The organism is Agarivorans sp. QJM3NY_33 (genome assembly GCF_050870865.2).
Taxonomy (GTDB): Bacteria; Pseudomonadota; Gammaproteobacteria; order Enterobacterales; family Celerinatantimonadaceae; genus Agarivorans.
This window is the reverse complement of sequence record NZ_CP194039.2, coordinates 536,819-558,149: the sequence shown is the minus strand read 5'-3', so window position 1 is coordinate 558,149 and position 21,331 is coordinate 536,819. Positions and strand designations below refer to the sequence as shown.

The 21,331-nt window shown below is 45.3% G+C and carries 26 protein-coding genes and 5 tRNA genes; all 31 read right to left on the bottom strand.

Features of this window, described 5'->3' with window-relative positions; genetic code table 11:
• Window positions 1-68 precede the first annotated feature (68 nt).
• The 31 genes from rpoB to rpsJ all read right to left on the bottom strand — a co-directional run bounded on the left by rpoB (window position 69) and on the right by rpsJ (window position 21,141).
• Window positions 69-4,103, bottom strand: coding sequence for a DNA-directed RNA polymerase subunit beta (gene rpoB / locus ACRRSY_RS02495; protein WP_432454743.1), 4,035 nt, complete (start codon window positions 4,101-4,103; stop codon window positions 69-71).
• A gap of 226 nt (window positions 4,104-4,329) precedes the next feature.
• Complete coding sequence (gene rplL, locus ACRRSY_RS02490; RefSeq protein WP_432454744.1) at window positions 4,330-4,695, bottom strand: 50S ribosomal protein L7/L12; 366 nt, start codon at window positions 4,693-4,695, stop codon at window positions 4,330-4,332.
• A gap of 54 nt (window positions 4,696-4,749) precedes the next feature.
• Window positions 4,750-5,244 carry a 50S ribosomal protein L10 gene (gene rplJ / locus ACRRSY_RS02485; RefSeq protein ID WP_432454745.1) on the bottom strand — a complete coding sequence of 165 codons (495 nt, stop codon included), beginning with the start codon at window positions 5,242-5,244 and terminating at the stop codon, window positions 4,750-4,752.
• A 239-nt stretch (window positions 5,245-5,483) separates the two neighbouring features.
• Window positions 5,484-6,185 (bottom strand): 50S ribosomal protein L1, encoded by a 702-nt coding sequence (gene rplA, locus ACRRSY_RS02480; RefSeq protein WP_432454746.1) that lies wholly within the window; start codon window positions 6,183-6,185, stop codon window positions 5,484-5,486.
• Window positions 6,186-6,189: 4 nt separating this feature from the next.
• Window positions 6,190-6,618 (bottom strand): 50S ribosomal protein L11, encoded by a 429-nt coding sequence (gene rplK, locus ACRRSY_RS02475; RefSeq protein WP_432454747.1) that lies wholly within the window; start codon window positions 6,616-6,618, stop codon window positions 6,190-6,192.
• A 124-nt stretch (window positions 6,619-6,742) separates the two neighbouring features.
• Window positions 6,743-7,288, bottom strand: a complete 546-nt coding sequence (gene nusG, locus ACRRSY_RS02470) for a transcription termination/antitermination protein NusG (RefSeq protein WP_432454748.1) — start codon at window positions 7,286-7,288, stop codon at window positions 6,743-6,745.
• Window positions 7,288-7,665 carry a preprotein translocase subunit SecE gene (gene secE / locus ACRRSY_RS02465; protein WP_432454749.1) on the bottom strand — a complete coding sequence of 126 codons (378 nt, stop codon included), beginning with the start codon at window positions 7,663-7,665 and terminating at the stop codon, window positions 7,288-7,290. The genes nusG and secE overlap by 1 nt, the downstream gene beginning before the upstream one ends.
• 55 nt (window positions 7,666-7,720) lie before the next feature.
• A tRNA-Trp gene (locus tag ACRRSY_RS02460) sits at window positions 7,721-7,796 on the bottom strand.
• Between the two features lie 103 nt (window positions 7,797-7,899).
• Window positions 7,900-8,559 carry a CBS domain-containing protein gene (locus ACRRSY_RS02455; protein WP_432464293.1) on the bottom strand — a complete coding sequence of 220 codons (660 nt, stop codon included), beginning with the start codon at window positions 8,557-8,559 and terminating at the stop codon, window positions 7,900-7,902.
• 5 nt (window positions 8,560-8,564) lie between these two features.
• Window positions 8,565-8,942, bottom strand: a complete 378-nt coding sequence (locus ACRRSY_RS02450) for a DUF21 domain-containing protein (RefSeq protein WP_432464292.1) — start codon at window positions 8,940-8,942, stop codon at window positions 8,565-8,567.
• A gap of 527 nt (window positions 8,943-9,469) precedes the next feature.
• Window positions 9,470-10,654, bottom strand: coding sequence for an elongation factor Tu (gene tuf, locus ACRRSY_RS02445; RefSeq protein WP_432454751.1), 1,185 nt, complete (start codon window positions 10,652-10,654; stop codon window positions 9,470-9,472).
• Between the two features lie 93 nt (window positions 10,655-10,747).
• Window positions 10,748-10,823, bottom strand: a tRNA-Thr gene (locus tag ACRRSY_RS02440).
• 2 nt (window positions 10,824-10,825) lie between these two features.
• Window positions 10,826-10,900, bottom strand: a tRNA-Gly gene (locus tag ACRRSY_RS02435).
• Between the two features lie 38 nt (window positions 10,901-10,938).
• Window positions 10,939-11,022, bottom strand: a tRNA-Tyr gene (locus ACRRSY_RS02430).
• A 42-nt stretch (window positions 11,023-11,064) separates the two neighbouring features.
• A tRNA-Thr gene (locus ACRRSY_RS02425) sits at window positions 11,065-11,140 on the bottom strand.
• Between the two features lie 111 nt (window positions 11,141-11,251).
• The gene (gene birA / locus ACRRSY_RS02420; RefSeq protein ID WP_432454752.1) at window positions 11,252-12,214 is read right to left on the bottom strand and encodes a bifunctional biotin--[acetyl-CoA-carboxylase] ligase/biotin operon repressor BirA; all 963 of its coding nucleotides are present in this window, start codon (window positions 12,212-12,214) and stop codon (window positions 11,252-11,254) included.
• A complete protein-coding gene (gene murB, locus ACRRSY_RS02415; RefSeq protein WP_432464291.1) occupies window positions 12,207-13,268 on the bottom strand; it encodes a UDP-N-acetylmuramate dehydrogenase in 1,062 nt (353 codons plus the stop codon). Before murB ends, birA begins: the two co-directional genes overlap by 8 nt.
• Complete coding sequence (gene coaA / locus ACRRSY_RS02410; protein ID WP_432454754.1) at window positions 13,265-14,218, bottom strand: type I pantothenate kinase; 954 nt, start codon at window positions 14,216-14,218, stop codon at window positions 13,265-13,267. The genes murB and coaA overlap by 4 nt, the downstream gene beginning before the upstream one ends.
• Before the next feature lie 529 nt (window positions 14,219-14,747).
• Window positions 14,748-15,047 (bottom strand): hypothetical protein, encoded by a 300-nt coding sequence (locus ACRRSY_RS02405; protein ID WP_432454755.1) that lies wholly within the window; start codon window positions 15,045-15,047, stop codon window positions 14,748-14,750.
• A 580-nt stretch (window positions 15,048-15,627) separates the two neighbouring features.
• Complete coding sequence (locus ACRRSY_RS02400) at window positions 15,628-15,921, bottom strand: hypothetical protein (protein ID WP_432454756.1); 294 nt, start codon at window positions 15,919-15,921, stop codon at window positions 15,628-15,630.
• Between the two features lie 275 nt (window positions 15,922-16,196).
• Window positions 16,197-16,442 carry a 30S ribosomal protein S17 gene (gene rpsQ / locus ACRRSY_RS02395; RefSeq protein WP_432454757.1) on the bottom strand — a complete coding sequence of 82 codons (246 nt, stop codon included), beginning with the start codon at window positions 16,440-16,442 and terminating at the stop codon, window positions 16,197-16,199.
• The gene (gene rpmC, locus ACRRSY_RS02390) at window positions 16,442-16,633 is read right to left on the bottom strand and encodes a 50S ribosomal protein L29 (protein WP_163134083.1); all 192 of its coding nucleotides are present in this window, start codon (window positions 16,631-16,633) and stop codon (window positions 16,442-16,444) included. The genes rpsQ and rpmC overlap by 1 nt, the downstream gene beginning before the upstream one ends.
• Complete coding sequence (gene rplP, locus ACRRSY_RS02385) at window positions 16,633-17,043, bottom strand: 50S ribosomal protein L16 (protein ID WP_432454758.1); 411 nt, start codon at window positions 17,041-17,043, stop codon at window positions 16,633-16,635. Before rplP ends, rpmC begins: the two co-directional genes overlap by 1 nt.
• 11 nt (window positions 17,044-17,054) lie before the next feature.
• Complete coding sequence (rpsC, locus tag ACRRSY_RS02380; RefSeq protein WP_329775581.1) at window positions 17,055-17,753, bottom strand: 30S ribosomal protein S3; 699 nt, start codon at window positions 17,751-17,753, stop codon at window positions 17,055-17,057.
• Between the two features lie 10 nt (window positions 17,754-17,763).
• Window positions 17,764-18,096: a 50S ribosomal protein L22 gene (gene rplV, locus ACRRSY_RS02375; RefSeq protein WP_432456110.1), complete on the bottom strand. Its 333-nt coding sequence runs from the start codon at window positions 18,094-18,096 to the stop codon at window positions 17,764-17,766.
• 10 nt (window positions 18,097-18,106) lie between these two features.
• A complete protein-coding gene (gene rpsS, locus ACRRSY_RS02370) occupies window positions 18,107-18,385 on the bottom strand; it encodes a 30S ribosomal protein S19 (protein ID WP_026959667.1) in 279 nt (92 codons plus the stop codon).
• Between the two features lie 11 nt (window positions 18,386-18,396).
• Complete coding sequence (gene rplB, locus ACRRSY_RS02365) at window positions 18,397-19,227, bottom strand: 50S ribosomal protein L2 (RefSeq protein ID WP_432454759.1); 831 nt, start codon at window positions 19,225-19,227, stop codon at window positions 18,397-18,399.
• Window positions 19,228-19,242: 15 nt separating this feature from the next.
• Complete coding sequence (gene rplW / locus ACRRSY_RS02360) at window positions 19,243-19,545, bottom strand: 50S ribosomal protein L23 (RefSeq protein ID WP_432454760.1); 303 nt, start codon at window positions 19,543-19,545, stop codon at window positions 19,243-19,245.
• A complete protein-coding gene (gene rplD, locus ACRRSY_RS02355; protein ID WP_432454761.1) occupies window positions 19,542-20,147 on the bottom strand; it encodes a 50S ribosomal protein L4 in 606 nt (201 codons plus the stop codon). The genes rplW and rplD overlap by 4 nt, the downstream gene beginning before the upstream one ends.
• 15 nt (window positions 20,148-20,162) lie before the next feature.
• Window positions 20,163-20,798, bottom strand: coding sequence for a 50S ribosomal protein L3 (gene rplC, locus ACRRSY_RS02350; protein ID WP_432454762.1), 636 nt, complete (start codon window positions 20,796-20,798; stop codon window positions 20,163-20,165).
• Between the two features lie 31 nt (window positions 20,799-20,829).
• Window positions 20,830-21,141 carry a 30S ribosomal protein S10 gene (rpsJ, locus tag ACRRSY_RS02345; RefSeq protein ID WP_137674375.1) on the bottom strand — a complete coding sequence of 104 codons (312 nt, stop codon included), beginning with the start codon at window positions 21,139-21,141 and terminating at the stop codon, window positions 20,830-20,832.
• Window positions 21,142-21,331: the final 190 nt, after the last annotated feature.

Below are 21,331 nucleotides of genomic sequence, written 5' to 3'. Positions count from 1 at the left end.
CGGAGTTAAACCTGGGGCGTTTCTCATGAAACGCCCGCCTTGCTTTTAAATCAGGTGAAGTCCTGTGCTTACAGCTCGTCTAACTCAATATTAATACCCAAAGAGCGAATTTCTTTAAGTAGTACATTGAACGACTCTGGCATGCCGGGTTCCATCTGATGATTACCGTCAACGATATTTTTGTACATTTTAGTACGACCGTTCACATCATCGGATTTAACCGTGAGCATTTCCTGTAAGGTGTAAGCGGCACCATAAGCTTCAAGTGCCCATACTTCCATCTCACCGAAACGCTGACCACCAAACTGGGCTTTACCACCAAGCGGTTGCTGTGTAACTAAGCTGTAAGAACCAGTAGAACGAGCATGCATCTTGTCATCAACCAAGTGGTTCAATTTCAACATGTACATGTAACCCACGGTTACAGGGCGCTCAAATTCTTGACCGGTACGACCATCACATAACACAATTTGGCCTGAATCAGGCAAATCGGCTAAGCGCAATAGCTCTTTGATTTCAGCTTCTTTAGCACCATCAAATGCTGGGGTTGCCATTGGCACACCACCACGTAGGTTCTTCGCCAGTGTCATTACTTCTTCATCGGTGAAGCTAGCAATGTCAACTTTCAGTGTATCATCACCGACGTTGTACACTTTCTGAATGAAATCACGCAGTTTATCCATTTCGATTTCACGCTGAACTTTCAGCATTTCGTCGATTTTCTCACCCACACCTTTAGCCGCGAGGCCTAAGTGGGTTTCTAGGATCTGACCAATGTTCATCCGCGATGGTACACCTAGCGGGTTCAAGCAGATGTCTACTGGACGGCCAGTTTCGTCATAAGGCATATCTTCACGAGGAACAATGGTAGAAATTACACCTTTGTTACCGTGACGACCCGCCATCTTGTCACCAGGCTGAATACGACGTTTAACAGCTAAGTAAACTTTCACAATTTTCAATACACCAGGCGCTAAATCATCACCTTGAGTGATCTTACGGCGCTTAATGTCGAATTGCTTGTCAAACTCGGCTTTGATTTCGTCGTATTGCTCAGCAATTTGTTCTAACTGGGTTTGTGCTGCTTCATCACTTAATGCCGCTTGCAACCATTCTGTAGGCGCTTGGCGATTTAGGTCTGATTCTGACTTACCAGCGTTCATCAATACTGATTTAGCACGAGCAAAGATACCCTCTTCAAGGATTTTGAATTCCTCGGTAAGATCTTTCTTCGCTTCTTTCAGCTGCATTGACTCAATTTCTTGAGCTCGCTTGTCTTTTTCTACGCCATCACGAGTGAACACCTGAACGTCAATTACGGTACCAAATACTGAATTAGGTACTCGTAGGGATGTATCTTTCACATCCGACGCTTTCTCACCGAAGATAGCTCGTAAAAGTTTCTCCTCAGGTGTCAACTGAGTTTCACCCTTCGGCGTAACCTTACCGACCAGAATATCACCAGGCTTAACTTCTGCCCCCACATACACAATACCTGACTCATCAAGTTTGCTCAGTGCGGATTCACCCACGTTAGGAATATCTGCTGAAATCTCTTCGCTTCCCAATTTGGTATCACGAGCAATACAGCTTAATTCTTGAATGTGAATCGTAGTGAAGCGATCTTCTTTCACCACGTTTTCAGAAATACCGATCGAATCTTCGAAGTTATAACCATTCCAAGGCATAAACGCGACGCGCATATTTTGACCTAACGCCAACTCACCTAAGTCAGTTGAAGGGCCATCTGCGAGTACATCGCCTTTAGAAACAAACTCACCAGCTTTTACCACTGGACGTTGGTTAATACAGGTATTTTGGTTAGAACGGGTGTATTTGGTTAAACTGTAAATGTCGATACCTGCTTCACCAGGACTCATTTCGTCTTCATTTACTTTAACAACAATACGACTTGCGTCAGCATAATCAACAGTACCACCACGCTTAGATACCACGGTCACACCGGAATCAACGGCAACCGCACGTTCAATACCAGTACCAACCAATGGTTTATCAGCACGCAGCGTTGGAACTGCCTGACGTTGCATGTTTGAACCCATCAATGCCCGGTTCGCATCATCGTGTTCTAAGAACGGAATCAACGAAGCAGCAACAGAAATAATTTGCTGCGGGCTCACATCCATATACTGAATTTGATCAGTCGGCATGTAAGTCGATTCGCCTTTATGGCGACAAGGCACTAAATCGGTTTCTAGTAACTTACCATCGGCATCTACCTCTGCGTTCGCCTGAGCGATCACGTAGGTGCCTTCATCAATGGCCGACAAGTAATCAACTTCATCAGTAATAACACTGTTGATCACTTTACGGTATGGCGTCTCCAAGAAGCCAAACTCATTGGTGCGTGAATAAACTGCTAATGAGTTAATCAAACCAATGTTTGGACCTTCTGGCGTTTCAATCGGACATAAACGACCATAGTGCGTTGGGTGTACGTCACGTACTTCAAAGCCAGCACGTTCGCGAGTCAAACCACCCGGGCCTAAGGCAGAAACACGACGTTTGTGTGTTACTTCAGAAAGCGGGTTGTTTTGGTCCATAAATTGCGACAATTGGCTGGAACCAAAGAACTCTTTTACCGCAGCCGAAATCGGCTTGGCGTTAATTAAGTCTTGTGGCATCAAGGCGTCAAGATCACCGAGACTCAAACGCTCTTTAACTGCACGCTCTACACGAACTAAACCAACACGGAATTGGTTTTCGGCCATTTCACCAACGCTACGGATACGACGATTACCGAGGTGATCGATATCATCGACTTCACCACGACCATTGCGGATCTCGATCAGCATTTGCATCACTTTAATGATGTCGTCTTTGTCGAGCACACCAGCAACTCGTCCGTCGTCACGACCAACACGACTGTTGAACTTCATACGGCCAACAGTAGATAAGTCATAACGGTCACCATTAAAGAACAAGTTCTCGAATAGTGCTTCGGCAGCATCTTTTGTTGGTGGCTCACCTGGGCGCATCATGCGGTAAATTTCAACTAAGGCCTCAAGACGATTAGTCGATGAATCTACACGTAAAGTATCCGAGATGAATGAACCATTATCCAAGTCATTGGTATAGATGGTTTTCAACATCGAATAACCCGCTTGCGCTAAAGCTGCGATCAACTCTAAGTTTAATTCGCTGTTTGCTTCTGCAATGATTTCACCAGTGGCTTCATCAACGTAGTCTTCCGCAAGCACTTTATCGGCAAGGTACTCGACTGGGACTTCAATCTGCTCAATACCAGATTTTTCCAATTGACGAATGTGACGAGCTGTCACCCGGCGACCAGTTTCAATTAAAACTTCGCCATTCAAGATCACATCAAAAGAAACCGTATCACCGCGTAAGCGAGATGGCACTAACTCCATCAACACCTTGCCATCCTTCAATTCAAAGGTGGTGGTATCGAAGAAAGTTGCCAAGATTTCTTGGGTGGTCATTTCTAAAGCACGCAAAATGATCGAGGCCGGTAGTTTGCGACGACGGTCAATACGAACAAATAAATTATCTTTCGGATCGAATTCGAAATCTAACCACGAACCGCGGTAAGGAATAACGCGAGCGTTATATAAGACCTTACCTGATGAATGCGTTTTACCACGATCGTGGTCGTAAAACACACCCGGGCTACGGTGTAGTTGGGATACGATAACACGCTCGGTACCGTTAATTACAAAAGTACCGTTACCTGTCATCAAGGGAATTTCACCCATGTAAACTTCTTGCTCTTTGATGTCTTTCACCGTGCCAGCCGGAGCTTCACGGTCAAACAACACTAAACGCAATTTAACGCGCAAGGGAGCAGAGTAGGTGACTCCACGAATTTGACATTCTTTAACGTCAAACACCGGCTCGCCAAGACGATAGCTAACGTACTGTAGCTCTGAATATCCTGAATAACTGGCAATCGGGAATACACTGCGGAATGCAGCTTCCAGCCCATACTCGCCTTCAGGATCGATCTCTATGAATTTCTCAAAAGAGTCAAGCTGTATTGAAAGCAGGTAAGGCGTGTCCACTACTTGAGGACGTTTTCCAAAGTCCTTACGAATGCGTTTTTTCTCTGTATAAGAGTAAACCATATGGTTCCTCAGCTCGCTGATAAGTGACCCACTCTGTCCGCAAAAAATCTGGGACAGTTCTTACGTACCGTTTGTCTTGTATTTAGATGTTTCCCACCTAAATTTTTTGCTAGACGCACCATCTAAAACGGTGATAAAAAAGACGACGTCCTACAGCGCAAAAAGGCCGGTGGTTAAATAACCACCAGCCATAGCCTATAAAGGCTGCAATCTACTTATAAGCAGATTACTTAACTTCAACAGAAGCACCAGCTTCTTCAAGAGCAGCTTTAAGCGCTTCAGCTTCTTCTTTAGATACTGCTTCTTTAACAGCAGCAGGAGCTGAATCAACTAAACCTTTCGCTTCTTTCAAGCCAAGACCGGTAGCAGCACGTACCGCTTTAATAGCAGATACTTTGTTTGCGCCAGCAGCAGTTAAGATTACGTCAAATTCGGTTTGCTCTTCAGCAGCCGCACCAGCGTCACCAGCAACAGCAACAGCTGCAGCAGCAGATACGCCGAACTTCTCTTCCATAGCTTCGATTAGTTCAACAACGTCCATTACTGACATTTCAGCAACAGCTTCGATAATTTGGTCTTTAGTGATAGACATGACTCAAATTCCTAAATTCAATTAAATTTATAAGATAATGTAGCAACAAGCAAATTATGCTGCTTCTGCCTCTTTTTGGTCGCGTAATGCGGCCAGAGTGCGAACCAACTTGCCAGCTGAAGCTTCTTTCATAGTTGCCATTAACTTGGCAATTGCTTCGTCGTAAGTTGGTAGTTTTGCAAGAACGTTTACGTCTGCTAATGCACCTTCAAATGCTGCTGCACGCACTTCGAATTTTTCTTGCTCTTTAGCGAAGTCTGTTAACAGACGCGCTGCGGCACCGGGGTGCTCGTTAGAGAAGGCAATCAAAGTAGGACCGATGAATGACTCAGAGAGACATTCTAGGTCTGTGCCAGCTACTGCACGGCGGGCAAGGGTATTACGTACCACTTGCATAGATACGCCAGCTTCACGCGCTTTAGCACGCAATGAAGTCATCGCACCTACAGTTACGCCACGTGAATCAGCAACTACTGCAGAAAGTGCACCTTTGGCAGCTTCGTTGACGTCAGCGACAATTTGCTTCTTGTCTTCGAGTCTTAATGCCATTGGCTTTACTCCTGGATTCCAATACCAGATAAATCTGGTGTTTACTTTCCTCTAATCCTAAGAATTAGAGACCTTTACGGCTTGGTGTTCCAGAATAAATAATTATTCTTGGGTTTCCTCACCATCTACGTAGGAAATTAAGCTCATAATAAGCACCTACGGTCTTGGATGAGGGCCGAAGCCCTGACCCATAATTACAAAGCGCGAAATTATAGTATAAATATCACGTTCTGTAAATATTAAGCTTGAATATCTAAAGTCGCAACATCAATAGCTAAACCAGCACCCATGGTGGTAGACAAGCTAACTTTCTTGATGAACTGACCTTTAGACTGAGCTGGTTTCGCTTTGCGAAGAGCAACAACCAACGCTTCCAAGTTTTCTTTTAACTTGTCAGCTTCAAAATCAACTTTACCAATAGTAGTATGGATAATGCCGTTTTTGTCGTTGCGGTAACGAATTTGACCCGCTTTCGCTAATTTAACCGCATCAGCAACATTTGGTGTAACCGTACCCACTTTAGGGTTAGGCATCAAACCGCGTGGACCTAGGATTTGACCTAGTTGACCGACAACGCGCATTGCATCTGGAGATGCAATCACAACGTCGAAGTCCATTTCACCGGCTTTAACTTTTGCAGCTAAGTCATCCATACCAACGATATCGGCACCGGCTTCTGTAGCTGCTTCAGCGTTTGCACCTTGAGTAAATACTGCAACGCGAACGTTACGACCAGTACCGTGAGGTAGTACAGTTGCACCACGTACGTTTTGGTCTGATTTACGAGGATCTACACCCAAGTTTACTGAGGCATCAACACTTTCAAGAAATTTAGCAGAAGCCAGTTCTTGAAGAAGCGCTACCGCTTCGTTGATTGAGTATTCTTTTGTTGAATCAACTTTTTCGTTGATCGCACGCATGCGCTTAGAAATTTTCGCCATCGTATTAGCCCTCTACAACCAAGCCCATCGCGCGGGCAGATCCTTCAATTGAACGAACCATTGCGTCTAAATCAGCACCGGTCATGTCGACAGCTTTAGTGTTAGCAATCTCTTCAAGTTGAGCACGCGTTACAGTACCAACTTTAGTTTTATTTGGAACACTAGAACCAGACTTAATACCTGCAGCTTTTTTCAGCAAGTACGAAGCAGGTGGAGTTTTAGTTTCAAAAGTGAAAGAGCGATCAGCATACACAGTAATAACAACTGGTACTGGCGCGCCTTTCTCAATTGAATCTGTTTTTGCGTTAAACGCTTTACAGAATTCCATGATGTTTACACCGTGTTGACCTAGAGCAGGACCAACTGGTGGTGACGGGTTTGCGGCACCCGCAGCAACTTGAAGCTTAATATAAGCTTGGACTTTTTTAGCCATTTTAGATTTACCTTATTTTGGGTTCAAACGCCTCCTGCAAGTGCAGTTGGCTTCCCGATGGAACAAAGGGCAGCGGATTATAAGCGATCCTCTGCCCTAAAAACAACCAATTGTTTAGTTTTTATCAACCTTTCTCGATCTGGCCAAATTCCAACTCGACAGGAGTTGCCCGACCAAAGATCAATACTGATACTTTCACCCGGCTCTTTTCGTAATCCACTTCTTCGATGGTACCATTGAAGTCGGCAAAAGGACCGTCGGTAACCCGAACCACTTCGCCTGGTTCGAATAATGTCTTAGGTCTTGGCTTATCGCTGGTTTCATCCAAACGATCAAGAATGGCCTGAGCTTCTTTATCAGAAATGGGTGCCGGACGCTCAGCAGTACCACCAATGAAACCTAATACCCGCGGCACACTTTTCACAAGGTGCCAACTTTCATCGTTAAGCTCCATTTGCACCAGAACATAACCGGGAAAGAATTTACGCTCGCTCTTACGTTTTTGACCCGCGCGCATCTCTACGACTTCTTCAGTCGGGACCAAGATTTCACCAAAAGAATCTTCCATCGCATGGATTTGAATATATTCTTTTAACGACTTAGATACGCGCCCTTCATAGCCAGAGAATGCTTGGACCACGTACCAACGTAATTTGCGCTCTTCAGTCATTAGATACTCACCCCTGTAACAAAGGCAACCAGACGAACTAAGATGGCGTCTAATCCCCATAAAATTAGCGACATGAATGCAGTAGCAGCTAATACAATCATGGTAGTTTGAATGGCTTCTTGACGAGTTGGCCAGATAACCTTACGCACTTCCATACGCGATTCTTTAGCAAAGACAAAAGCTTGCTTGCCTTTATTAGTTTGTGAAGCAATAGCGAGTGCAGCAACGGCTGCGATGACTACGCCAAGCACACGAACTAATACCGAGATATCTGTGTATAGGTAGTTACCTACCACAGCGGCGATTAAAATTAGAGCCGCTAAGGCCCATTTTAGGCCATCTAACGACCCACTTTGGTTTTCAGTACTGGTACTCATCAAACAACCTGCAAATAATCCCACAAAATCAAAAATCCCTTCTATAAAGGGATAGTGGCAGGGGTGGAGAGATTCGAACTCCCAACATTCGGATTTGGAATCCGACGTTCTGCCATTGGAACTACACCCCTATAGTACGAAGCCCGACATTATAGGCACTTTGTTTAAAGATTGTAACCCTTAAATTGGCAAAATAGTGCCAAGATTGTGGGACGGAGCGGGTTTCTTGGGGTTTCATTTAACTCGCTTACCGTTCCGCCTTAAACGATCGCGGAACTGAGCCTTGGCAAACTGCTGCATATCTTCCACCACATCGGTCTCGTCAACAATTTCTCGGCCCAGTAAAGTCTCGATCACATCTTCCAAACTCACTATCCCAGCGGTCTGACCATATTGATCTTCCACAACAAAAAGGTGTTCTTTACGTGAAATAAACAAATCCAATAATTGCAAACAGGGTAGCTTCTCAGACACACGATGGATCGGTTGCAGTATACTTCGCAGCGTTTGGTCCCCCTTCCCACGGCGAGCCAGCTCGGCAAGACTGCGGTGACTGATCACACCAACAATACTGTCGATGTTATCTTTGTAAACCGGAAAGCGACTAAAGCGCGGAGTCATTTCATTATCCAGCGCCTGATTCACCGAGTCGTCTTGCTCAAAGGCATGCACAACGGTGCGCGGGGTCAGAATTTGCTGAGTAATGCGCTCCCTCAAGCCAAGAATATTAGCTAATAGCATACTCTCTTGTTTTGCCAGCGCACCGCCTTCATAACCCAATGTGGTAAAGGCCTGGATCTCTTCTCGGCTGATACTATCCGTTTCATCGCGTCGGAATATGCAGGTGATATAACCCGACAGCCATACCAGTGGGTACACCAGTTTTGTTAACAAGGAAATCAGTTTTGCCGAGGATACGCTAACACCCGCCAGTAATTCGCGCCTAATGTTTTTGGGATGATTTCAGAAAAATACAAGATGGCCAGAGTCAGTAACACTGCAATCAGGCTTTCCCACTTGGGGCCAAATACTTGCAGGGCCTGAGAACCCACGCCAGCGGCTCCCATGGTATGGGCAAAGGTATTCAGGATCAAAATACAGGCAATGGAATGCTCTAGATTATCTTTTACCTTTGTCAGAGCTTGTCCTTTTACAGGGTCTTGTTTATGCAGGGTGGCAACATAACTTGGTGTGATCGATAACAGCACCGCCTCAAGAATCGAACATACAAATGAAACACCGATAGCAATAACAAGATAAATCAGCAATAGGGTCATATAAAAACTAGGCTTACCTCTTAAACTTTACTAGGATCTCTTACCTTAGTGGCTTAGCTTAAAGCTCTAAGTTGCGGCGCAGATTAAGCATCAATCTAGCATTTTCATTGTCAGAAAAGAATAGTCAACACCCGCTTCAGCCAATTTTTCCGGATAAACTCTTCCGCGCCTGCTTAGCGGCATTTACCGAACCGACTTCTACCAATCTGGGATCAACTTATTGCGCAGAATAAATCTGCCGATAAGCAGCCATGGAGCACAGTCACTCGTGGCTCTAATACGAGATAAATCAAGCTGTTAGTGGTGATTTAGCGAGCAAAAATCAACCGATGATGAGTTAGCTTGGTATTAGTGACCTGCAGCTGCTCCGCTGTCTCAGGACGACACCCTAAGCGAGGTATGCTGAAACGCCTTGGCGTGCGCACAATCAACTTGGAGCTATTCTAACAAGCAGAATAATCACGCTTACTTTTCTTGAGGCAATAAAAAAGGCCGCCTAAGCGACCTTTCTTGCTTGTGCTAACTTCTTATTCGAAGATTTTAGCTACAACACCCGCACCTACTGTACGGCCACCTTCACGGATTGCGAAGCGTAAACCTTCGTCCATCGCGATTGGGCAGATTAGCTCAACAACAAATTTCAAGTTGTCGCCAGGCATAACCATTTCTACGCCTTCTGGAAGCTCTACCGCACCAGTTACGTCAGTTGTACGGAAGTAAAACTGTGGACGGTAACCTTTGAAGAATGGTGTGTGACGACCACCTTCATCTTTGCTTAGTACGTATACTTCAGCTTCGAACTTGGTGTGTGGAGTAATTGAACCTGGTTTCGCCAATACTTGACCACGTTGGACGTCATCACGCTTGGTACCACGTAACAAAATACCACAGTTCTCACCTGCACGACCTTCGTCAAGCAATTTGCGGAACATTTCAACACCAGTACAAGTTGTTTTGGTGGTTTCTTTGATACCAACAATTTCAATTTCTTCTGAAACTTTGATGATACCACGCTCAACACGACCGGTTACCACGGTACCACGACCTGAAATTGAGAATACATCTTCAATTGGTAGTAGGAATGGCTTGTCGATGTCACGCTCTGGCTCTGGAATGTAAGAATCTAAAGCTTCTGCAAGCTCAATGATTTTTGCTTCCCATGCTTCTTCGCCTTCTAGGGCTTTCAAAGCTGAACCTTGAATCACTGGTAAGTCATCACCAGGGAATTCGTATTCTGATAGAAGTTCACGTACTTCCATTTCTACTAATTCTAGAAGCTCTTCATCATCTACCATGTCACATTTGTTCATGAATACGATGATGTAAGGTACACCTACCTGACGAGAAAGCAGAATGTGCTCACGCGTTTGTGGCATTGGGCCATCGGTAGAAGCAACTACTAAGATAGCGCCGTCCATTTGTGCAGCACCGGTAATCATGTTTTTCACATAGTCGGCGTGTCCAGGACAGTCAACGTGTGCATAGTGACGAGTCGGTGTATCGTACTCAACGTGTGAAGTTGAGATTGTAATACCACGCTCGCGCTCTTCTGGAGCGTTATCGATTGCTGCGAAATCTTTTGCTTCACCGCCGTATACTTTTGCCAATACGTTAGTAATAGCCGCTGTTAAAGTTGTTTTACCGTGGTCAACGTGGCCAATAGTACCAACGTTTACATGCGGTTTATTACGTTCAAATTTTTCTTTAGACATAATAGTCCCTCTGGATAAAGGTCATTGGCACCAAAGCACCATTGGTTTGCGTTTACCGAACGGTAAAAAGTAATAGGGAGACTTGAAAAGGAGTGGTGCTGATAGGCAGATTCGAACTGCCGACCTCACCCTTACCAAGGGTGCGCTCTACCAACTGAGCTATATCAGCATTGGAGCGGGCAGCGGGAATCGAACCCGCATCATCAGCTTGGAAGGCTGAGGTAATAGCCATTATACGATGCCCGCATCAAACCTTTTGGAAGACGACCTACTACCAAAAATAATGGTGGGGGGGGACGGATTCGAACCATCGAAGCTTTCGCGGCAGATTTACAATCTGCTCCCTTTGGCCACTCGGGAACCCCCCCACACAATCACCTATAAATACAAGGTGAAGCCTACTTAAGAGATGGTGCCGATTGCCGGAGTCGAACTGGCGACCTACTGATTACAAGTCAGTTGCTCTACCAACTGAGCTAAATCGGCATCGCTTAAGTGCTGCGCATTCTATGTAATGCCTTTATTAAATGCAACAAGCAAATACAAAAAAAACTGCAGGAAAGGTGCAAACGCGCAAAAATCAGCCATTAGGCTCATTTATTGGCCACGAAGTGACACTTCTCCGGCCATATAGGCTTGTAAACCACTCTCTTGTTCAACTAATAATTGACCTTGTCGGTCAACGCCTTTTGCTATCCCAGAGACTTGTTTGTGTTCGGAAAAGTGCAACGTTACATTTTTATCACGAAAAATATCGTAGCGATTCCAACGTTGTTGCAAGGCAACAAAACCCTGCTCTTTAAATATGTCAAACATCTGATTGAGCGAGTGGACGATAGCAATTGTTAATGCAGTTCGATCAACCGTCGGTTCGCCCGCGACTTCGAGTTGCGCAAAAGCTTGGTCTATCAACTGCCCCTTCGACTCCGTAACGCGGACATTGACCCCCAAACCAATCACTAGATTCACCGTGCTATTCGCCTGCCCTTGCATTTCAATAAGCACGCCACCCAATTTTGCCGAACCAAGATAGATGTCATTCGGCCATTTTAAGCCGAGATCTCGATAACCCTCTGCTTCTAACGCCTCGACGATAGCTAAACCAACGGCAAGGCTCAGCCCCATTGCGGCTTCAATACCATCTTGCAAGCACCACAATAAAGACATACAAAGCTGTCCCGCATAAGGGGTTTGCCAGGCCCGGCCGCGACGCCCGCGTCCTGCACTTTGATATTCGGTCATCACTAACTGACCATGGCTCAGCTCAGCCTGATGGCGATTCAACCAGGCATTGGTTGAATCCACTTGATGTAGTAATTTAGGTGAATGAACGGAAAGCTCGGCTTGCAGACGGTCGATATCAAGTAAAGATAAGGGCTGAACTAAACGATAGCCTTTACCTTTCACGCTAAAGATATCCAAACCCAGCTGACCAAATTGTTTAACATAAGTCGCTACGGTGGTTCTTGATACGGCCAACAGTTGCGCTAAGCGCTCACCTGAGCAAAACTCACCATTTGCTAAGTATTGAATGAGGCGATAGGCCTTATCTTCATTCATTGGGTCGCCCCAACACCGAATCCGGTGCCACTTCACCATCGGCCCCAATAAACCGCACTTCCGGCTCAAGCACAATGCCAAATGCCTGCCAAACTTGGTTTCGAATGTATTGGCATAAGCTCAATAATTGCGCAGCACTAGCATGCCCGTGATTGACTAATACTAATGCTTGCTCTTGATGCACCGCTGCGTCTCCAATACGATAGCCTTTCAAGCCTAAATGGTCGATTAACCAACCAGCTGCCAACTTTCTCTGCCCGCCGGCGGCTGGATAATGTACTAATTTAGGGTACTGGTTCACTAAACTATCGACTTGCTCCTGAGCAATGACTGGGTTCTTGAAAAAACTCCCCGCGTTACCCAGTAAAGTCGGATTAGGGAGCTTAGCCTTTCTAAGCTGACAAACGGTATCAAATACCTGCTGTGCACTGGCACTTGGGGCTAATCGATCGAGTCCAGCGTAATGAATTGAGGCTCGCCATGCTTTTGCAAGCGATAACTCTACCTCGGTAATTAAGCCCTGATTTTTTAGGCGCCGTTTGAAAATACTATCCCGATAGCCAAACTCGCACTCCGCAGCAGTTAACCGTTGAACACTAAAATCGTCAAACGAAAAATAGCTCACGGCATGACAACAATCGGCAAACTCTAAACCATAGGCACCAATGTTTTGCACCGGTGCCGCACCAGCAGTTCCTGGGATCAAGGCCAAATTTTCTAAACCGGGTAGGCCTTGCGAAATCGTCCACTGCACAAGGTGCTGCCAGTCTTCCCCAGCCGCTACAGTTAACTGAATCGCTTGTGCGTTATCCTCGACTTGGACCCCACGCAGCCGATTAAGGATAACTAAACCCTTAAAGTCTTCTGTTAATAATAGATTTGAGCCGCTCCCAATAATCAGCCAACTTAATTGCTTGGCCTTCACCCATTCAAACAAGGCTGGTAACTGTTGTACCTGTTCTAATTCAAACAGGTAATCTGCTTTTAGCTCAAGCCCAAAACTATTTAAATGCTTAAGGCTAGCGTTACGAATAAAAGATTGCTGAACACTCATTTTCTCAACCGTACTCGACTTACCTCGTGATTTGGCCCCTTTTCCAAAATCAGATCGGCGCGCTCACGAGTCGGCAAAATATTTTCAACTAAATTAACGTAGTTGATACTGGTCCAAATTTGTGCCGCAATCTTAGCGGCATGCGTTTCATCTAATTTTGCATAATGATGAAAGTAGTTATCGGGGTTGGTGAAAGCACTACCGCGTAATTTTTTAAAGCGGTCCACATACCACACTTCCAATAGGCTAGGCTCTGCGTCTACAAAAATGGAGAAGTCGAGGTAATCGGATACGTATAGTGGCCGCTGTTGTCCTGGCTGCCCTTCTGCCGATTGCAGCACATTCAAGCCTTCCAAAATGACGATATCAGGCTGCTCTACCTCAACCCGCCGACCTTTCACAATGTTATATGATGAATGGGAATAGATCGGGGCGCTCACCTTCGGCTGTCCCGCTTTCAAGGCCGCGACAAAAGCCAAAAGTGCTTTTTTATCATAGCTTTCAGGAAATCCTTTGCGTTGCATTAAGCCCTTGGCTTCTAGCTCTTCATTGGGGTAAAGAAATCCATCAGTCGTGACAATATCGACCTTTGGATGTTCCGGCCAACGTTGCAATAGCGCCTGCAAAATCCTTGAAGTGGTGCTTTTACCTCCAGCTACACTGCCGGAAACACCAATAATGTATGGTACATGTTTAGCACTGCCTAAAAAGTCTGCAAGAACTTCACGGCGATTTTGTCGGGCCTTCACGTAGAGATTGAGCAAACGCGATAAGGGCAAATAAATATCACATACCTGTTGTAATGATAAAGCTTCATTAATCCCGCGAATGTTTTCTAAATCGGTTTCATTAAGGGTAAGCGGAACCGATTGGCGGAGTGTTGCCCAAGCTTCACGTTCAAAATCGAGGTAACTGAAAGCAGGCTGCGTAGTGTTGTGGATAGCTGGCATGGGCCCTTCCTATATAATGCGGCACAACCATATAACAAAAGCTATAAACACTCCACCTCAACTGACCAAATTAGCCTCTCTGGTGATCAGGTTTTAGCGTCAATAGATGCAACTAAACTACATTTAATCAACGGTATGGCGAGGGTGAAACACTGTCAGTCCGATGCCGAGTAGCAACCTTATTTAAAGTCACTCCTGCAGGTTCGAGTCCAGCCTGAGTAAATTTATTTAGCGTTCGTTTCAGCGACTGAATATCGGTTCGCTCTGCTTCAATTACCAAAGAAATCGCATCAACCGACCCCCTATGAGCATCGCATCGGACACCTGCAACGGCTCCGGTGTCAAGCAAAACGCGATCATAATGTTGACGCAGGCCAGTGAGCAGTAATCTAAATTTTTTCGATGCTAGTAAAGATGCGGAATCTGGCCCAATCAAACCAGCGTTTAATACATCAAATCCAAGTTGTGGATCCCGATGAATAGATTGTGCAACTGAATGGGTTCTGGCCAATAAATAAGTTAAGCTGGGCTAAGCGAAAGAATAGTTTAAACAAACAGAAGCCGAAGCTCGATGTAGATCAGCATCAATCAGCAATACTTTTTCAACTTCACTACATGCAGTAGCAGTTTGTATCACTAAACTCGTCTTGCCTTCCCCCTCTAAAGCAGAATAAAACAATACCAGTTGTCCACCATTGGGACGCATCTGTAAGCTCCCAGGCAATGCCCTTAAGGGCTCATTCAACCAAGGATTAATACCTTGCACAAACCACTGCTGATTGCGTCCTTTCAGTTTAGGTACTTCGGCAATAACCTCAACATCCAGCACTCCCTCCAATGGCTCGCGACACGCAAAACCCTGGGCCAAGGTTTGCTTAAACAAAACCACAAGGGAACTGATAATAAAAGCCGTAAAAACCGCAATAAGCAGGCTAAGAATTTGCTAGCTGCCACTCACCGGTTCGGATAATACAGCGCAATCGATAAGTTGGGCTTCTCCGTATGCGTGGCCGCGAGCGCTTCAAGCTCTCTGCGTATTTCAAGCGATCTAATATATATCCCAGACACCGCATCAATACCATGTGATCCCGTCCAGAGAATAGCAACGGCGGATCCAAAACCTGCCCTGCCGTTGGTACACGGCTCCATTCCTCTATAAGCCATACCATAGAACGCTTGCTAGCTGTTTCACTCACCGCATGGCGATAATCAATGTAGGCTTTTGCCACTGCCACAGATACTTGTTGAGCTAGTTGAGGATCCCAGCTGCTAAAGCTGATTTTAACCATTTGAGTGGTCACGATAGGAGTGATCGTTAAACCCTGTGTAAATTGCTTCAATAGCTGTGCTTTTGTCAATAAGCCAGTGTTAACCAACTGATTACTATGACCTTGGCTTAGTCGTTCCCATCAATAAAACCAGGGTTGAATCGCTTGATGTAAAAATGCTGAATAATGCAATAAATCCAATTGTTCAATGACCCGAGAAGCGATTAACTTAGAACGAAGAATTTCGAGCTCTGTATTAAAAGAGCCCGTAGCTTGCGACGCAAGGTCATGCTTAACCAGCAGCATTTCCTCGGGCCAGTAGCCCAGTTTCACGGTAGAAGTCGCCTGGTATAGTTCGGGCTTTGCTTTCAAATACAGTATCGTTAGTAGTAGCGTGACCCCTACAACCGCGGCAATGCGCAGTTTATGCAACATAAACTTACCAGCAGCGGTCGCACACTCCCGGTTTTAGCTTTCCGAAGATTGGCTAGCTTTTGTTTACCCATGAATCGAACCGAATAACCCTAAACAACAAATCAGATTGTGACAGATAGTGCCGGTGAGGATGACAACTTGCAGTTAACCAACACCAGAAATTGAGGAGGGATGAGTTATTGATGCAGCAAAGACAATAATTACCGCTTTAATCATATAGTTAAATGTAAAAAGGCTCCCAAATAGGAGCCTTTTTTATAGTTTAAGACCTAAATTTAGGCTTTAACTATTACGTCTACCAAAGTCCAAGACTTAGTCTTAGAGATTGGCGCACATTCTTTGATGCTCACTACATCGCCTTCTGCGGCAACATTGGCTTCATCATGAACGTGTAGCTTAGTAGTACGCTTGGTATATTTCCCATAGATAGGGTGTTTAACCTGGCGTTCAATAGCAACAATAATAGATTTCTCCATTTTGTTGCTAACTACTTTACCTTGCAATGTACGGATATCGCTCATTACGCACCTGCCTTCTGATTCAGAATAGTTTTCACACGCGCGATATCGCGACGTACGTTTTTAAGCAAATGTGTTTGAGCTAATTGGCCAGTACTTGCTTGCATACGCAAGTTAAATTGCTCACGAAGCAGGTTAAGTAGCTCAGCTTTAAGCTCTTCAACACTTTTATCTTTAAGTTCGTTAGCTAACATCACATCACCGTCCGCGTTACAAATGTAGTGCTAATAGGTAACTTACGCGCGGCAAGCTCGAAAGCTTCACGAGCAAGTGTTTCTGCTACGCCGTCCATTTCATACAGGACTTTGCCTGGCTGAATTTGGGCTACCCAGTATTCTACGTTACCTTTACCTTTACCCATCCGAACTTCGAGTGGCTTTTTGGTAATCGGTTTGTCTGGGAATACACGGATCCAGATTTTACCTTGACGTTTAATGTGACGAGTCATTGCACGACGTGCTGCTTCGATTTGACGAGCAGTAAGACGGCCACGACCAGTCGCTTTTAAACCGAAGTCGCCAAAAGACACGTCTTGTCCTTTGCCTAGACCACGGTTACGACCTGTAAATTGCTTACGGAATTTAGTTCGTTTTGGTTGTAACATTCCCGGTTCTCCTATTTAGCGTTGCGCTTGTTACCGCGCTTCGGCTTAGAAGGAGCTTCAGGAGCTGCAGCCACTGGCATACCGCCAAGAACTTCACCTTTAAAGATCCAAACTTTAACGCCGATGATACCGTAGGTAGTCAACGCTTCTGAAGTTGAGTAATCAATATCAGCACGAAGTGTATGCAATGGCACACGACCTTCACGATACCATTCAGCACGAGCAATTTCTGCTCCGCCTAAACGACCACTAACTTGAACCTTGATACCTTTAGCGCCTAGACGCATTGCATTTTGCACGGCACGCTTCATAGCGCGACGGAACATAACACGACGTTCTAGTTGACTAGAGATAGAATCTGCTACTAATTTCGCATCTAACTCAGGCTTACGAACTTCTGAGATGTTGATTTGCGCAGGTACGCCCGCTAATTTAGCGACGTTCTTGCGAAGTTTTTCAACGTCTTCACCTTTTTTACCAATCACAACACCTGGACGAGCAGTGTGAATAGTCACACGGATGCTCTTGGCAGGGCGTTCAATAGTAATGCGAGAAACAGAAGCACTTTTCAATTCTTTAGTTAAGAATTGACGTACTTTGTGGTCGCTAAAAAGATTGTCTGCGTATTCACCTTTATCGGCATACCAGGTTGAATTCCATGGCTTTACGATACCTAGGCGAATACCATTAGGATGTACTTTCTGACCCATTGCTTATCTCCTAGTTATCAGATACAACCACAGTGATGTGGCTGGTACGCTTGATAATACGGTCGGCTCGGCCTTTAGCACGAGGACGAATACGCTTTAAAGTTGGACCATCATCAACAAAGATTTTGGCAACTCTTAACTCGTCGATATCTGCACCTTCGTTGTGCTCAGCATTAGCAATCGCAGATTCAAGAACTTTTTTAACAAGTCCTGCTGCTTTCTTGCTGCTGAATTGCAACGTAACAAGTGCTTTTTCAACTGGTAGACCACGTACTTGATCTGCAACCAGGCGTGCTTTCTGCGCAGAACCACGAGCAAAACGGTGTTTAGCTAAAGCTTCCATCATCTAACTCCTACTTCTTCTTCGCTTTCTTATCAGCAGCATGGCCGCGATAAGTGCGAGTTGGCGCGAATTCACCCAGTTTATGACCGATCATTTCATCGGTAACAAATACTGGAACGTGCTGACGACCATTATGGACAGCGATGGTCAAACCGATCATTTGTGGAATGATCATTGAGCGACGAGACCAAGTTTTCAATGGTTTCTTGTCCCCGCTTTCCACCGCTTTCTCTACCTTCTTCAACAAGTGTAGGTCAATGAATGGACCCTTCTTGAGAGAACGTGGCATGGCGATTCCCCTTATTTCTTAGAACGACGGCGTACGATATATTGATCCGTACTCTTATTTTTACGAGTTTTGTAACCTTTGGTAGGTACACCCCATGGAGTAACTGGATGACGGCCACCAGATGTACGACCTTCACCACCACCGTGTGGGTGATCAACTGGGTTCATGACCACACCGCGAACGGTAGGACGAACACCACGCCAGCGCGTTGCACCAGCTTTACCAAGTTTACGTAACATATGCTCACCATTACCCACTTCGCCTAAAGTAGCACGACAATCAGATAATACTTTTCGCATTTCACCGCTACGCAAACGTAGAGTTACATACGCACCATCACGCGCAATAATTTGAGCGTAAGCACCAGCAGAACGTGCTAATTGAGCACCTTTACCAGGCTTCAATTCAACTGCATGAACAGTAGAACCTACTGGGATGTTGCGCATTGGTAAACAGTTACCAGCTTCAATCGGTGCGTCAACACCAGACATCAGTTTAGCTTCTGCTTTTACACCCTTAGGTGCCAAAATGTAACGGCGTTCACCATCTGCGTACAATACCAAAGCAATGTGAGCACTGCGGTTTGGATCATATTCAAGACGTTCTACTTTCGCAGGAATGCCATCTTTATCATTTCGTTTGAAGTCAATCAAACGGTAGTGTTGTTTATGACCACCACCGATGTGACGAACGGTAATTACACCGCGGTTGTTACGACCACCAGACTTCGACTTACTCTCCAACAAAGGAGCGTAAGGCTTGCCTTTGTGCAGGTCAGTGTTTACCACTTTAACAACGTGGCGACGACCAGCAGATGTAGGCTTACATTTTACAATAGCCATTTAAGATAACTCCTCTTACTCTGCGGCACCGGTGAAGTCGATGTCAGAACCTTCAGCTAAGGTGACATACGCTTTCTTCACGTCGTTACGGCGGCCGAAACGTGCTCCGTGACGTTTAGTTTTACCTTTAAGGTTCAAGGTAGTAACGCCTGTCACTTCAACTTCGAATAATTTTTCAACTGCAGCTTTGATTTCTGCTTTAGTTGCGGTGTTCACAACTTTGAATACGATAGTATTATCGGCTTCAGCAGACATAGTGCTCTTTTCAGAGATATGTGGAGCTACTAGTACTTTCAACAAACGTTCTTCGCTGATCATGCTAACCACTCCTCAATTTGTTTCACTGCATCAGCAGTTACCAACACTTTATCAAAAGCAATCAAGCTAACTGGATCAATACCAGCTACATCACGAACGTCTACTTTGTAGAGGTTACGTGCGGCCAAGAATAAGTTTTCATCAATTTCACCAGTCACGATTAATACATCGTTCAAGTCAAATTCTTTCAACTTAGCAACTAATTCTTTAGTTTTAGGCGCTTCAACGCTGAATTTTTCAACCACAATCAAACGTTCTTGACGAACAAGTTCAGACAAGATGCTGCGGATTGCGCCGCGGTACATTTTCTTGTTAACTTTTTGGCTGTGATCTTGAGGCTTAGCTGCGAAGGTTACTCCGCCACTACGCCAAATTGGGCTACGAATTGTACCGGCACGCGCGCGGCCTGTACCTTTCTGACGCCATGGTTTCTTACCACCACCTGATACTTCAGAACGTGTTTTCTGAGCACGAGACCCCTGGCGTGAGCCTGCAGCATATGCAGTCACTACCTGGTGAATCAACGCTTCGTTAAAGTCACGTCCGAAGGTAGTTTCGGAAACTTCAAGAGCGCTTTGGGCGTCTTTCAATACCAATTCCATTACTATCTCCTAACGTTACGCTTTAACAGCAGGTTTAACGATCACGTCACCATTGGTAGCGCCGGGTACAGCACCTTTTACCAAAATTAGGTTACGTTCAACATCAACACGTACGACATCTAGGTTTTGCGTAGTAACACGCTCTGCACCCATATGACCGGCCATCTTCTTGCCCTTAAATACTTTACCTGGGCTTTGGTTTTGACCAATAGAACCAGGAGCACGGTGGCTCAAAGAGTTACCGTGAGTAAAATCTTGAGTTGCAAAGTTCCAGCGTTTAACACCGCCTTGGAACCCTTTACCTTTAGATGTACCAGTAACGTCTACTTTTTTAACTTCATTGAACAAGTCAACTTTCAGCTCACCGCCTACAGCAACTTCTTCACCTTCACCGTCAGCTAGACGGAATTCCCACAGGCCACGACCCGCATCAACACCAGCTTTAGCAAATTGACCTGCTTCTGGTTTGTTCACGCGACTTGCTTTTTTAGCGCCGGTGGTCACTTGCAGAGCACGATAACCGTCGCTTTCCTCAGTGATAACACGAGTAACGCGGTTTGGCTCACATTCGATTACGGTAACTGGAATTGAAACGCCTTCTTCAGTGAAGATGCGAGTCATTCCAACTTTACGACCGATTAGACCAATCATTGTAAAAACCTCTTATTAGTCAGACTTAGGTTTAGCCCAAGCTGATTTGCACATCTACACCAGCAGCAAGGTCAAGGCGCATCAAAGCGTCAACTGTTTTATCAGTTGGCTCAACGATGTCTACAAGACGTTTGTGGGTGCGAATTTCATACTGATCACGCGCGTCTTTATTCACGTGCGGTGATACAAGAATGGTGTAACGCTCTTTACGAGTAGGTAGTGGAATAGGACCACGAACCTGAGCGCCAGTGCGTTTGGCAGTTTCTACGATTTCCGCAGTAGATTGATCGATCAGACGGTGATCAAATGCTTTCAAGCGGATTCGAATTCTTTGGTTCTGCATTACAGAGCTCCAAATTAAAAATTAAAGAACCTAACACACACCAACAACATCCAATTCCAATATTTGGGGATGGTAGTGCGCGCGACGAGTAACGTTTGCTTCCAAATCGGAAGCACTGTTATCAGACAACTTAATTGAGTTATCTGCATGAGCCGTTCGAGAACAACTCAGCCACTAACTTAGTGAGCCG